Genomic DNA, 13,292 nt, shown 5'->3' on the forward strand with positions numbered 1-13,292 from the left:
TCCGGCCCTCCCGGAACTGCCCGTTTTGCTTAGTCCAGTCCGCGCAGGTCCAGGACCAGCTCGGACTCGCCGCCGGCCTGCAACACCACCGGAATGCCCCAGTCCTGCTGGTACATGTGGCACGCCGCGTGGTCCGGGATTTCGCCGCCCGGCTCCCCGTCGCAGGCCGCCGCACGGGCGGTGATGTGGAGGACGCCGTCCGTCACCGTGTCGGAAAGGACGAGCTCGCGGGTGAGCCCGGTGGCCGTGCCTCCGCCGGAGACCAGCAGTTCCTCCGGCGAAGCGGAGATCTTCAGCTGGGTGGGATCGCCCCAACGGTCATCGAGCTTCTGGCCCTTGGGCGCGGCAAAGCGCACGGTGAGGGACATGGGGCCGGATGCGACGGCGGTCCGCGGCCGCTGCGTCTGCCGGGCACCTTCGTCCACGGACTGGGCTTCCTTCGGAATCGGCAGCCGGACCAGCTGGTGGCGGTTGGACTCGACCACAATCAGCAGCGGTTCGGCAGCGCCCGTGTCCACCAGGACATCCGAGGGCTCGGAAAGCCCGCGGGCCAGGGTGGAGACGGTGCCGGTGACCGGATCGTAGCGCCGCACGGCGCCGTTGTAGGTGTCCGCAATGGCCACGGAGCCGTCCGGCAGCACTGCGACGCCCAGCGGGTGCTGCAGCCGGGCTTCCGACGCGTCGCCGTCGCGGAAACCGAAGTCAAAGAGGCCGGTGCCGACGGCGGTGTCCACCTGGACGCTTCCGGTGCCGTCCAGGACCAGCCGGCGCAGGGCGGATGTTTCGGAATCGGCGACCCAGAGGTTGCCGTCGCCGTCTTCGGCCAGCCCGGAGGACTGGGCGAACCATGCGGCGGAGGCTTCGCCGTCGAGCAGCCCTTCCAGGCCCGTGCCGGCGAGGACCGACACGGAGCCGGTGACCGGATCGAAGCCGAAGATCTGATGCGTGCCGGCCATGGCAATGACCAGCCGCTGCAGCTTCGAGGACCAGACCAGGTCCCACGGGGAGGACAGCGAAACGTTCAGCGGATCGGCACCGGGCAGGTCCGAGGAATCGGAGGGGACGCCATCCCCCGCGCTTTCACCGGAACCGGCGGATGCCGCGCCTGCCTTGGTCTGGTTCCCGGCATCCAGCAGCCGCTGCACGCCGTTGCCGGCGATGGTCCGCACGGCACCCGTGGCAAGGTTCACGGAGCGCAGACGGTGGTTGACCGTGTCCGCCACGACGACGTCGTACCCGGCTTTTTCAGCCACGTCGGCCGGCAGCAGTGCCACGCCCTGGGGCTCGTTGAAGCGGGCGGTGTCGGCATTCCCGTCCTGCCAGCCCTTGACGCCGTCACCGATGGTCCGGCGCACGCCGGCCAGGTCCGCGTCGAGCTCCACGAGGCGGTGGTGGCCGGTATCGGCCACCAGGAAGGTGCCGCCCGGCAGGGCCGTCACCTTGCCCGGGAAGCGGAGGTCCCCGGCACTGGGTTCTGCGGGCACATAGGGGCCGTCGCCGCGGTGCAGTGTCCCCTTGGCCTCGTGTTCCTCCACCAGCTCGGCCACAAGCGATTCCAGGCCTGCTGCGTGCCCTTCGCCGGACAGGTGCGCCACGATGTACCCCTCGGGGTCCAGGACCACCAGGGTGGGCCAGGCCCGGGCGGTGTAGGCCTGCCAGGTCAGCAGCTCCGGGTCGTCCAGGACGGGATGGTGGATTTCGTAGCGTTCGACGGCGGCGGCGAGGGCCACCGGGTCCGCTTCGTGCTCGAACTTGGGGGAATGGACTCCCACAGTGACCAGCACGTCCGAGTATTTCTCTTCCAGGGGCCGGAGCTCGTCCAGCACGTGCAGGCAGTTGATGCAGCAGAAGGTCCAGAAATCGAGCAACACGATCTTGCCGCGGAGATCCTCCAGGTTCAGCTGCCGGCCGCCGGTGTTCAGCCAGTTGCGGCCCTCAAGCTCCGAGGCCCGCACCCGGTATCCGGCGCGCACGGTTTCAGTCATTAACGATCTCCTTGATCCGGGGTCCCGGCGTCACGCTGCGCCAGGTTTGCAAACATGTTGTTGTAAGCGGTTAGATCGGCGTCATTATTCCGCTCGGCTGCACGGTCCGAGCGGCGGGTCTCCCGTGCATCGCTCTTGGACCACTGGTAAGCCACGCCGATCGCAACGAAGAGGGTCGGGATTTCACCGATTCCCCACATCAGGGATCCGCCCAGCTGCTGGTCCGCCAGCGCCGACAGGCCCCATTCCCGGCCCATGTTGCCGAAGTAGGAAGCCTGGATGAGGGCCGTTCCCCCCATCACCGCCACACCGAAGAACGCGTGGAAGGCCATGGTGGCCAGCAGGATCACCAGCCGCAGCGGGTACGGGGCGCGGCCGGGCACCGGATCGATGCCGATCATTGTCAGGATGAAGATGTAGCCGGTGAGCAGGAAGTGCACCACCATCAGTTCGTGCCCCACGTGCTCGCGCAAAGCGAAGCCGAAGAGGTCTGAATAGTAGAAGACCACAATGGAGCCGGCGAAGTTGACCGCCGCGAAAATCGGATTCGTGATGATCTTCGAGAAGCGCGAATGCACCCCGATGAGGATCCATTCACGGATACCCCGGGTGCCGTCGGTGCGCGGGGTCAGGGCCTTGAGGGCCAGGGTGACAGGCGCGCCGAGCACCAGGAACAGCGGAACCACCATGGTCAGGGCCATGTGCCCCAGCATGTGGGTGCTGAACAGGACCATGCCGTAGATCGCCGGGGCACCGGAGGTGATGTATCCCAGCGCGAGCAGGCCGACCAGCCAGCAGACCGCACGCAGGACCGGCCACTTGTCCCCGCGGCGTCGGACCTTCACCAGGCCGATGAGGTAAGCGGTGGCCAGGGTCAGGATGACGGCCACCCACAACCAGTCGGGCCGCCATTCGGTGAGGTAGCGTTCGCCGGTCAGCTCCGGCGGAAGGTCGTACCCGGTCAGGATGCGTGCAGGCGAGGCATCCGCGGGAGGTTCCTCCGAACGCGGCGGTGCGGTGCGGCCCAGGGCCGCAGCCACACCGGACACGGCTCCCATGATGGCCAGTTCCACGGTGACGAGCTGCCAGAGCACGCGCTGCGCGGACAGACCGCCCTGCGGAACACCGCGGTTGCCTTCCGGAGCCGGGGTCCGGGACGGATTGGCGCCGGCAAGGCGGGGAATGACCCAGCGGCGGTGCATGAGCCCCAGGACACCCAGCAGGAGCGTCAGACCGGCTTTGAAGAGCACGAGGGTTCCCCATGGCGTGCCGAGCTGGTCCAGCGAGCTGATCCGCAGGGAGGCGTTCACGACGCCGGAGAGGAACACGAGAGCGAAGGCGAAGCCCGCGAGGGCGGAGAACCGGGTAAGTACCACCCCGGTAATGGACCCGAGCTGTCGGGAGATCACGGCCAGGACAAGGATTCCGCCGATCCACAGGCACACACCCAGCAGGTGGAGTCCGATGGAGTTTACGGCGGCGGCGTGGTCGTCCCCGCCGGCGGAATGGCCCGTGAGCGCCATGGGCAGCAGGGCGCCGATGGAAAGGACCAGGGTAAAGGCCAGCATGCCCACGGACCGCACGCCGAAGGTCAGGGCGGTCACCACGGCGGCAATGATGCTCACGGCGAGCCAGGCCCGGCCCGTGGCGAAGTCCGTCAGGAAGGAACCCAGCCCGGCGGTGTACGCGGAGTCAAAGCCCAGCGGCAGACCGGAGACATCCGAATAGGTGAAGACCATCACTGCCAGGGCGGAGAGCGTCCAGGTGACGGCCGCCGCGGAGGCCAGGGCCAGGGCACGGGTAAAGGCGGGATGCTCCGGCTCCATGGACGCGGACCGGCCGGAAGCGGATTTACGGACGCGTCGAAAGTTCAGATTCTTGGGGAGGATCGCCACGGCAAACACGAGGGAGCCGATCACGGCGGCCATGGAGACATTCTGCAGCGCCTTGGCAACCGGAAGCCCCCAGCGGGTCAGTGTTCCCGCTCCCCCCAGCTGGGTGACGCCGGCCGCACCGGAAAACAGCAGGGCCGCGGAGAGGCTGATGAACACGAGCACGAAGGAGGCTGCGAGCCAGCCGTTGCGCACAGCCGGAACGGCTTTGCCGTCCTCGTCTGCTGCGCGCGGGGCGCCCCCCTTGCCGGGCTGCGGAAGCAGGTCAGTCCCGGCGGAGCGGGCGGACTGGGTTTTTACGGATTTGGGCACAGTATCTATTCTCTACCCGCTGTAAAAATAGGGCCAATCATGGGTGCCGGCTCGTAATCCGCCTCGGGGCTTCGGGGCTTTTTTTTGGGGGGGGGTGGGGCCGCGGTGGTTACCATGGCTGCCCTTGGCAGGACGGAGTGCGGGGGCCGGGCGCGGGGTCCCGCGGTACGGCATCCCACGAAATGGTGCTGCTGTTACAGGTGAGGTCCCGGGCGGCAGCAGAAACCCCACCCGATGGGACGCTGTGCTGCGGCGGGCTTGCGCGGGGCGGCGGGTGCGGCGGGGTTGCGCGGTGCGCGGGGGCCGGGTGCACTGCCAGGACTACGGAGTGCTGCCTGCACCGTGGGGATGGAAAAGCACGGTCTGTGCAGGCAAATCTGGTGGGCCCCGAAACGCGGGAAGGCCGGCATCCTCAGATGCCGGCCTTCTCAAAGCTGCGGCAGTGGCCGCTGCGTGATGCTACTTCTTGGTGGAGACAGCAGCCTTCAGCTTGGAGCCGGCGGTCAGCTTGACGCTGTGGCCTGCCGGGATCTGAATGGTTTCGCCGGTCTGCGGGTTGCGGCCCGTACGTGCAGCGCGGTCGGTGCGCTCAACTGCCAGCCAGCCCGGGATGGTGATCTTCTCGCCCTTGGCAACGGATTCTACGAAGATGTCGAAGACGGCATCCAGCACGCCGTTGACTGCGGTCTGGCTGTTGCCGGACTTTTCTGCAACTGCGGCAACAAGTTCACTGCGGTTCATAGCCAATTTATGTCCTCCTGGACTGTGGGTAACTCGAGCGGATCGCGGATGCGAAACCACCTCTGTTCGAAAACTTACCAGCTTGGACCCCCAACTCCGGCAAAATCCCCTGTATTTAGCGGATTTTTCCCGTTTTTCGGGCCGAAAAGTGGCATTTTGCACCCGGGAACCGGCCAACTCGCCTGAAGGCTGGCGACGTGCTACACAGATGCCCCCGATCAGCCTGCGCATCGGCGTGGATGCGCAGGATCCCGGCACTATCATCCGCGGGATAACCGGCATGCCTGCGCGGAAATTCCGGCCGATGGGGCGGTGCTTGAAGTGACCCCCCGATAACGGCAGCACCCGTGGGTGGGAATTCCTGCCCGGGGCGGTCTTTCAGTTCCGGATTACGGCGTTCATCGTGCAGTAAATCGTTCATGGTGCAGTAAATGCTGTCCGGCAGGCCGCACCCCCAGCACCTGAGCCACTCCGGGACCCAGCCACCCCAGGCCACCAGCCATCCCAGGACAGCGAAAAAGGACGGCCCCCGAAGGGACCGTCCTTTTCAAAGCGGTAGGCAGTGCTTACCAGCTGGACTTCTTGATACCCGGCAGTTCGCCTGCGTGGGCCATGTTGCGGAAACGCACACGCGAGATACCGAACTTCTGGAGGGTACCGCGGGGGCGGCCGTCAATCTGGTCACGGTTGCGAAGGCGGACCGGGGAAGCGTTGCGCGGGAGCTTCTGCAGGCCGAGGCGTGCAGCTTCGCGGGCTTCGTCGGTAGCGTTTGCGTCGACCAGGGTCTTCTTCAGTTCGAGGCGCTTGGCAGCGTAACGCTCAACAATTACCTTGCGCTGCTCGTTGCGGGCAATCTTGGACTTCTTTGCCATTCTTAGCGCTCCTCACGGAAATCGACGTGCTGGCGGATCTTGGGATCGTACTTCTTCAGAACCATACGATCCGGATCGTTACGACGGTTCTTGCGAGTTACGTAGGTGTAGCCGGTGCCCGCAGTGGACTTCAGCTTGATGATCGGACGTACGTCCTTGTCCTTAGCCACTAGAGCTTCACACCCTTCGCGATCAGATCGGTAACAACAGCGTCGATACCGCGGACGTCAATCGTCTTGATGCCACGTGCAGAAACCTGCAGCGTCACGTTGCGGCGCAGGGACGGAACCCAGTAGCGCTTCTTCTGAATATTCGGGTCGAACCGACGCTTGTTGCGGCGGTGCGAGTGCGAAATGCTGTGACCAAAGCCGGGAATGGCTCCGGTTACCTGGCAGTAAGCTGCCATGATCTCTCCTCCAGTTGTAGTAAATATGACGGTCCTCAAAAAACAGACACAAGGCCAAAGCGCCTAAGCACCTGCCATAAAGAGCGTCCCGCCACCAGTTTTGACACCGTTATTACTGCGACTTTCCGGAGGTTAACCTGGCGGGGTGAGATCCAGCCGAAGTGCCTCGCCGCGGGGAAGACGGTGAAGTTCAGGCAGCCGAACGGGGAAACCCGGCTCGACAGCCCTCAATTCTAGGTTTATACGGGTGGCCGTGCAAATATCCTCCTGCCCGCGCGAAGCGGAACAGGTTAACACACGCACGACTTAACGCCTCTCTATCCTAGGGCCAACGGGCGTTTCGTTCAAACTCGGGGGTACCTGAGTGCCGGGCATCACGACGACGGCGGGTCCACCTTCGAATCGCGCCCCACCACTGCCACGCCGTTTTCCGGATCCAGCTCCGCGCCGTCCAGTGCCCGGCCGCCGCCTATCACCGCCAAGGAGTCCACAATCAGGTTTGCAATGCGTGCACCGGACCGGACCACCACACCGTCCAGCAGGACGCAGGAGTCCACTTCGGCGCCGGCTTCCACCACGGCTCCTGCACTAAGGACGCTGCGGCGGACGGTGCCTTCCACCCTCGCCCCCGGAGAGAGCAGGCTGCCGGCTGCGATGCCGTCCGGCCCCACATAAGCGGGGAGCCGGCGAGGGCTGGCGGAGAGGATCGGCCAGCGGGGATCATCGAAGTCCAAGCCGCGTCCGTCAATCAGGTCCTGATGGGCCTGGTGATAGCTGCGCGGGGTCCCCATGTCCCGCCAGTAACCGGGCAGCCGGTAGTCCACGACCTTTTCCTGCTCCACCAGGTAGGGAATGAGCTGGTCGCCGTAGTCTTCGAGCTGGCCATCCCGCTTCACCAGGGCATCCAGTGCGTTGAGCAGGACGTCGGTGTCGTAGAGGAAGATCTCCGCTGCCACGAGGTCCGTCTTCGGATTCGAGGGCTTGTACTCGAATCCGGTCACCAGTCCATCGGTTACCTCAACCACTCCGTGGTCGCCCGGGTTGTTGTTGATCCTGGTGGTAACCAGGGTCAGGGCTGCCCCGTTTTCCTGGTGCGCCTGGACGACGTCGCGGTAATCCAGGCGGTAAAGGTGGTCGGCACTGAGGACCAGGACTAGGTCCGGATCGAACTCACGGATGTAGTCCACCTGGCGGTACAGGGCGTCGGCGTTGCCCTGCGCGAACCCTTCGCCGTCACCGCCCTGATAGGGCGGAAGCACCCGCAGTCCGCCCTGGGTGCGGTCCAGGTCCCAGGGCCGGCCGCTGACCAGCTGGTCATTGAGGGACTGGGGCTTGTACTGCTCCACAATCCACACATCGCCGAAGCCGCTGTTGTGGAGGTTGGAGAGGGAAATGTCAATCAGGTTGTAGGACCCGGCGACCGGGATGGCCGGTTTTGCCCGGTGATCCGTCAAGCTGCCCAACCTACCGCCGGCACCTCCGGCGAGAATTACGGTCAGGATTCGGGGTACGCGCATACTGTGGTGCCTCTCATCGTGCCGTGGATACGGTTCATTAGTTCGATACACACCCACGCTAACAAGGGCAGGCCCCCGGGCAGCAAGTTGACTAACGGGCTACGGCGCCTGATCCGGGCCGAGGATGCCGTTGCACGGGTCGAGACGGGCGAGGATCTTCTTCCCCACGCGCTCCAGATCGGCGACGTCCTCGTCGGAAAGCCCGTCAAAGACTGCCTGCCGAACGGTTTTCACGTGATCCGGCGCCAGCCCCTCAAGAGCAGCCATACCCTCGTCCGTCAGGGCCGCCGTCGTTACCCGCGCGTCAGACGGCGAGGGGGTCCGGGACATCCAGCCGCGCTGTTCAAGTTTCTTGACCACGTGGGACAGCCTGGACAGGGAGGCATTGGACCGCGCCGCCAGCTCGCTCATGGGCAGGGATCTGCCCTCCGCCTCGGAAACCATGGCCAGGACGTGGTAGTCGAAGAGGGTGATCCGGGCTCGGCGGAACAGATCGGCGTCGAGGGTGGCGGGCAGGAGGCCCGAGACCGCATACAGCGCCAGCCAGGCCTGCCGCTCTCGCGGGCTTAGCCAGCGCGGGGCGTTGTCAGTCATGCCGGCAGTCCTCTCATTAAGCTTTACGGTTCAATGATTGCAGGCTTACGCCGCCGCACCAACCGGTGCCTCGACGGCAGAAGCCGGCCGGACGCGTGTCCGGCCGGCTTCCGGCAGGCGGTGTTGCTAGTGCGGTTGATGCTTACCGGCCGGCGCCGGGCTCAACGCGGTTGTCAGCCGGCTCAACGCCGCTGGGCTCGCCGGCCGGAGGCTGCTGGCTGCCCAGCGTGTCGAACGGCAGCGAGTCGACGTCGAGCAGCGGGTTCTCGTCCTGGCCGGCCACCAGCTCCCGCGCCTCGGCGTGGGTGTCCACGCTAGGCATGGAACCGGGCATCGGCCGGTTGGCGGATTCCTTCATGAAGATGACCGCGATGGCACCGGCCACGGAGGTGAACATCAGCCAGTACGCCGGCGCCATGTCATCGTCCGTGAGGGTGATCAGGCCCTGCATGATCAGCGGAGCAGTGCCGCCGAAGATAGCCACGGCCAAGTTGTAGGAGATCCCCATGGCGCCGTAGCGGCTGGAGGTCTGGAACAGGGAGGGCAGCGTGGCGGCCAGGTTGCCCACATAGAAGGTCACCGGGATGGCGAGCAGCAGCAGGCCCAGCAGCGTAGTGGCAACCGGTCCCTGGTCAATCAGGATGAAGGCAGGAACGGCCAGCACGATGGTGGATCCTGCACCGATCCACAGCACGGGGCGGCGGCCGATCCGGTCCGACAGCTTGCCGGCGAGCGGAATGCACAGGGCCATCAGCACCAGGACGGGGATGGTCAGCAGGGTGCCGTGGACCGGGTCGTAGCCCTTGGAATCGGTCAGGTAGGACGGCATGTAGGACGTCAGGGCGTAGCCCACCGAGTTGACGGCAGCCACGAGGACCATGGCCAGCACGATCGGGCGCCAGTAGGCACGGAAGATTCCCACGGTGCCGAGGGAATCGGTTTCGTCACCGGCCTTGGCGCTGGCTTCCTGGGCGTCCATGGTGGCCTGGAAGGCCGGGGACTCCTCGATTTTGAGCCGGAAGTAAATGGCGATGATGCCCAGCGGCCCGGCGACGAGGAACGGGATCCGCCAGCCCCAGTCCAGCATGGTCTGCTCGGACAGTGTCAGCTGCATCACCGAGACAACGGCGGCGCCCAGGGCAAAGCCCATGTAGCTGCCCAGGTCCAGGATGCTGGCCAGGAAACCGCGCCGCTTGTCGGAGGCGTATTCCGAGACGAAGGTGGTGGCACCGGCGTACTCGCCGCCGGTGGAGAAGCCCTGCAGCAGCTTCATCAGGACCAGCAGGATGGGAGCCCAGATGCCGATGGTGTTGTAGCTGGGCAGCAAGCCGATGGCGCACGTGGAAGCCGCCATCATGATCAGGGTGATGGCGAGGGTTTTCTGCCGGCCAATGCGGTCGCCGAGGCGGCCGAAGACGACGCCGCCCAGCGGACGGGCGATGAAGGTGGCTGCGAAGACGCCCAGGCTGAAGAGCAGCTGTGCATCCTTGTCGGCGTCGGACAGGAACACGGCGCCCATGGTGACGGCGAGGTAGCCGTAAACACCGACGTCGAACCATTCCATGGTGTTGCCGACGACGGTTCCGCCGACGGCCTTCTTCATCATGGATTTGTCGACGACATTGACATCGTCCACCTCGAGGCGGCGGATCCGCAGGCTGGGCCTGCGGATTTTACGGGCCGCCTGTGAGGACGGTGACGCCGGGGTTCCGGAAGCGTGGGGCGGTGCATCTTTCGACATGTGGGCCTTCCCTTGATCGATGGCTGCTAAGAGCAGCAAACCGCCCGGGCACCACACGGTGCCGGGCGACATACAAGTTTAGGAAAGGCACGGCGCATCCACCGAATCGGGGAACCGGGTTTTCCGCGTCAGGACCGGGACCGGGGCCGGTTTCGGTATACAAACAACGTACTTACCAAGGCATATGTGATTTCCCGCACGACCGGCTATGAAGCGGGCAGCGGCGGGTGCGTCAGCTCGGGATAGCGCGGGCTGAGGTTATCTCCGGAGGACACTCCGCGCAGCCGGCGGCTGACCCACGGGCCGAGGTATTCGCGGGCCCACTGGGCGTCCCGGCGCAGCTGCTCCGCCCGGTTGCGCGCGGGCTGCTCCTCCAGTTCCGGAATATCGATGGCATCCGTGCCGCGGAGCACTTCCAGCACCTTCTTTGCGGTGAGCATGTGCCCGGCAGGGGACATGTGCAGGCGGTCAACGGCCCAGTACCGCTCGTCCTGGAGGTTCTTCATGCGCCAGTAGTCCACCAGCACGGCGTCGTTCTTCTCCACCGCCTCGCGCACCAGTTCGTTGTAGATCGCCGTGCGTCCGCGGGTGCGGCCGAAGACCGGGGAGTTGCCGGAATCGAACCCCGTGAAGACAAGCACCGCGGCACCGCTGGAGCACAGCTTGGCAATCCCGGCGTCGTAGGCGGCCACAATGGCGTCAATGTCCACCTTGGGACGCAGGATGTCATTGCCGCCGGCATAGATGGTCACCAGAGTGGGCGACAGAGCAATGGCCGCATCCACCTGCTCATTCAGGACCTGGTGCAGCTTCTTGCCCCGGATGGCGAGGTTCGCATACCCCCAGGAGCTGTCCGCCAGCACCAACTGCTCGGCCACGCGGTCCGCCCAGCCGCGCACACCGTTCGGGCGGGTCTCGTCCTCATCCCCCACGCCTTCCGTAAACGAATCTCCCAGGGCCACGTATCGCTGCGTAAAAGTCACCCCCACAGATTACAAGCATCGGCAAAGACCCGCGTTCAAACCGGACCGCGGGCGGGAGCCGCCGCCGGGCCGCCGACCGGGCTAGACTCGGAGCCGGAACTAAAGTACGCATGCTTACGATAAGGACACCATGACCAGCCCAGCCACCCCGTCACGCCAACGTGCCGCTGTCATTGTGAACCCCATCAAGAAGACGGACTTCGACGTCCGCGTCCGGGTGGCGGAAATCTGCGCCGACGAAGGCTGGGATGAGCCGCTGTTCTTCGACACCGAGGAAGCGGACCCGGGGCATTCCATGGCGCGCAAGGCCATGGAGGCCGGCGTCGACCTGGTGATCGCCGCCGGCGGCGACGGTACCGTCCGCTGCGTGGCCGCTGAGCTGGCCGGCACCACGTTCCCCATGGGCCTGCTGCCGCTGGGCACCGGTAACCTGCTGGCACGCAACCTGGACATCGGCGTCGACGACCCGGAACAGGCGGTCCGCGCCGCCCTGAACGGCACCGAGCGGCGCATCGACGTCGTCCACGTGACCGTTGACGAGGCAGTGGACAGCGACACCTTCCTGGTGATGGCCGGGCTGGGGTACGACGCCGGCATGATGGCGGACACCAAGGATGCGCTCAAGGACAAGATCGGCTGGCTGGCCTACGTCGACGCCGGCATCCGGAACCTGCCCGGCAAACCCGTGAAGACCACCATCTCGATTGACGGCGGCAAGCCGATCCACCGCCGGCTGCGCAGCGTCATGGGCGGAAACTGCGGCAAGATCACCGGCGGCCTGGAAATCTTCCCCGGCGCCCGCCTCGACGACGGCTTGCTGGACATCCTGACCCTGGCGCCCAAGGGCAAGCTCGGCTGGGTGGGCGTGGTGACCGGCCTGCTGCGCCGCGGCAAGGGAAGCAGCACAGCCGTTGAGTACTACCAGTGCAAGCGTGCTGAAGTGTGGACCGAGTCCCCGCTGGACTTCGAAATGGACGGCGACCACCTGGGCAACGCCACGCACATCCTGTTCGAGATGGACGAGAACGCCCTTCGGATCCGGATGCCCCACGGCAAGAAAGACCCCGCGGTCCTCACCAACCCGGTCCCGTAGGCCTCACCGGGTCCCCGGTGGGCGGTTACAACCAGCCCATCGGGTCTTCGTAGTCCCCGTGCCGCAGCACCTCGAAGTGCAGGTGCGGTCCGGTGGAGTTTCCGGTGCTGCCGATTCCACCGACCACCGCGCCGGCATCCACCGCCTGCCCCACGCTCACGTCAATGCTGTTCAGGTGGTTGTAGGTGGTCTGCACGCCGTCGCCGTGGTCAACGACCACACGCAGCCCTCCGCCGCCGGTCGTATGCCAGCCGGCTTCGGTCACGGTCCCGCCGAGCATGGCCTTCACGGGTGTCCCGGTCACGGCGCCGAAGTCAGTCCCGGTGTGGAATTCCAGGGCGCCCGGAGCCAGCGGGTTGTTCCGGTAGCCGAACGGGGAGGTGACCACCATGTCATCCACGGGCGGCACCGGTCCCTGGACGGGTTCGGCGACAGGTTCAGGAGCGGGTTCGGGGGCCGGTTCCGCTGCGGGAGCCGGTTCGGGTGCTGCGGGGTCTGCTGCCGGTGCCCCGCCGTCCGGTGTGCCGCCGTCCGGACCTTCCCCGGTGGAGGCGGTGGACAGTTCGCTGACCACTGACTGGCGTTCAATCCGCAGGTCCGATTCAACTGATCCGGCCGTACCGGTAACGAGCCCGCCGAGAGCGACGGCGGCTGCGATGGACAGCGCGCCTGTCCGGCGGTGAGGGGTGTCATGTTCTTCGATCCAGTTCCTGGCGGAGCCACCCAGCTCTACGGTGCGGGCCCCCAGTTTCCTGGCGGAGGTTCCCATCTCCGTTCCTGCCCGGCTGCCCAGGTCCGCAGCCCGGGAGCGCAGTGTTGCGGCGGAGGTACGCAGGGTCTTCGCGTGGGCCCGCAGGTTTTCGGCGGAAGCACGCAGATCAAGGGGAAGTCGTTCTAAGAAGTGCTCGGTCAACAGTCACCTCAGTGTGCGTTGGTCAAGGACTCTTTGCGATTGCAGGACTTTTGACGTCCGTGTACACCGGTCCCGGGCAGCTTCACCGGGTCACCGGGATTGGAAAGCCGGATCAATGCGATTGTGCCGGCCGGACCATTCCGGTCCGCCGGACACCAATCCGGCCCGCTTTCAATGTTAAGGAACCGGCAGGCCCGCCGTCCGCCTTTTGTGACCAATGCCAACGCCCCCGGTGACCGGTGT

The 13,292-nt window shown here is 65.8% G+C and carries 12 protein-coding genes; 1 reads left to right on the forward strand and 11 read right to left on the reverse strand.

The window, feature by feature from the left end; all coding sequences use genetic code 11:
• Window positions 1-29 precede the first annotated feature (29 nt).
• From NNX37_RS03405 to NNX37_RS03450, 10 genes are all read right to left on the reverse strand, one after another.
• Window positions 30-1,985 (reverse strand): NHL domain-containing thioredoxin family protein, encoded by a 1,956-nt coding sequence (locus NNX37_RS03405; protein ID WP_255790855.1) that lies wholly within the window; start codon window positions 1,983-1,985, stop codon window positions 30-32.
• Window positions 1,985-4,189 carry a cytochrome c oxidase assembly protein gene (locus NNX37_RS03410; protein ID WP_407079912.1) on the reverse strand — a complete coding sequence of 735 codons (2,205 nt, stop codon included), beginning with the start codon at window positions 4,187-4,189 and terminating at the stop codon, window positions 1,985-1,987. Before NNX37_RS03410 ends, NNX37_RS03405 begins: the two co-directional genes overlap by 1 nt.
• Window positions 4,190-4,648: 459 nt before the next feature.
• Complete coding sequence (locus tag NNX37_RS03415; RefSeq protein ID WP_304659010.1) at window positions 4,649-4,936, reverse strand: HU family DNA-binding protein; 288 nt, start codon at window positions 4,934-4,936, stop codon at window positions 4,649-4,651.
• A gap of 560 nt (window positions 4,937-5,496) precedes the next feature.
• Window positions 5,497-5,802: a 30S ribosomal protein S14 gene (rpsN, locus tag NNX37_RS03420; protein ID WP_227919276.1), complete on the reverse strand. Its 306-nt coding sequence runs from the start codon at window positions 5,800-5,802 to the stop codon at window positions 5,497-5,499.
• 2 nt (window positions 5,803-5,804) lie between these two features.
• On the reverse strand, window positions 5,805-5,972 hold the full coding sequence (gene rpmG, locus NNX37_RS03425) for a 50S ribosomal protein L33 (protein WP_227919278.1): 168 nt from the start codon (window positions 5,970-5,972) through the stop codon (window positions 5,805-5,807).
• On the reverse strand, window positions 5,972-6,208 hold the full coding sequence (gene rpmB, locus NNX37_RS03430; protein WP_229946774.1) for a 50S ribosomal protein L28: 237 nt from the start codon (window positions 6,206-6,208) through the stop codon (window positions 5,972-5,974). Before rpmB ends, rpmG begins: the two co-directional genes overlap by 1 nt.
• Window positions 6,209-6,582: 374 nt before the next feature.
• Window positions 6,583-7,725 carry a glucose-1-phosphate adenylyltransferase family protein gene (locus NNX37_RS03435; protein WP_255790857.1) on the reverse strand — a complete coding sequence of 381 codons (1,143 nt, stop codon included), beginning with the start codon at window positions 7,723-7,725 and terminating at the stop codon, window positions 6,583-6,585.
• 99 nt (window positions 7,726-7,824) lie between these two features.
• A complete protein-coding gene (locus NNX37_RS03440; protein WP_255790858.1) occupies window positions 7,825-8,319 on the reverse strand; it encodes a MarR family winged helix-turn-helix transcriptional regulator in 495 nt (164 codons plus the stop codon).
• A gap of 142 nt (window positions 8,320-8,461) precedes the next feature.
• Window positions 8,462-10,060: an MFS transporter gene (locus NNX37_RS03445; RefSeq protein ID WP_255790859.1), complete on the reverse strand. Its 1,599-nt coding sequence runs from the start codon at window positions 10,058-10,060 to the stop codon at window positions 8,462-8,464.
• A 206-nt stretch (window positions 10,061-10,266) separates the two neighbouring features.
• Complete coding sequence (locus NNX37_RS03450; RefSeq protein ID WP_255790860.1) at window positions 10,267-11,043, reverse strand: SGNH/GDSL hydrolase family protein; 777 nt, start codon at window positions 11,041-11,043, stop codon at window positions 10,267-10,269.
• Between the two features lie 130 nt (window positions 11,044-11,173).
• Here NNX37_RS03450 and NNX37_RS03455 point away from each other — a divergent pair, with 130 nt between their 5' ends.
• The gene (locus tag NNX37_RS03455) at window positions 11,174-12,136 is read left to right on the forward strand and encodes a diacylglycerol/lipid kinase family protein (protein WP_255790861.1); all 963 of its coding nucleotides are present in this window, start codon (window positions 11,174-11,176) and stop codon (window positions 12,134-12,136) included.
• Window positions 12,137-12,161: 25 nt separating this feature from the next.
• Here NNX37_RS03455 and NNX37_RS03460 read toward each other — a convergent pair whose 3' ends face one another.
• Window positions 12,162-13,049, reverse strand: coding sequence for a M23 family metallopeptidase (locus NNX37_RS03460; RefSeq protein ID WP_255790862.1), 888 nt, complete (start codon window positions 13,047-13,049; stop codon window positions 12,162-12,164).
• Window positions 13,050-13,292: the final 243 nt, after the last annotated feature.

This window comes from Arthrobacter zhaoxinii, from assembly GCF_024385505.1.
Lineage (GTDB): Bacteria > Actinomycetota > Actinomycetes > Actinomycetales > Micrococcaceae > Arthrobacter_B > Arthrobacter_B zhaoxinii.

Excerpts from the sequence above, each read along its gene's own strand:
- NNX37_RS03405 (WP_255790855.1), bottom strand. The coding sequence starts at position 1,985 with ATGACTGAAACCGTGCGCGCCGGATACCGGGTGCGGGCCTCGGAGCTT.
- NNX37_RS03435 (WP_255790857.1), bottom strand. The coding sequence starts at position 7,725 with ATGCGCGTACCCCGAATCCTGACCGTAATTCTCGCCGGAGGTGCCGGC.
- rpsN (WP_227919276.1), bottom strand. The coding sequence starts at position 5,802 with ATGGCAAAGAAGTCCAAGATTGCCCGCAACGAGCAGCGCAAGGTAATT.
- NNX37_RS03440 (WP_255790858.1), bottom strand. The coding sequence starts at position 8,319 with ATGACTGACAACGCCCCGCGCTGGCTAAGCCCGCGAGAGCGGCAGGCC.
- NNX37_RS03445 (WP_255790859.1), bottom strand. The coding sequence starts at position 10,060 with ATGTCGAAAGATGCACCGCCCCACGCTTCCGGAACCCCGGCGTCACCG.
- rpmB (WP_229946774.1), bottom strand. The coding sequence starts at position 6,208 with ATGGCAGCTTACTGCCAGGTAACCGGAGCCATTCCCGGCTTTGGTCAC.
- NNX37_RS03455 (WP_255790861.1), top strand. The coding sequence starts at position 11,174 with ATGACCAGCCCAGCCACCCCGTCACGCCAACGTGCCGCTGTCATTGTG.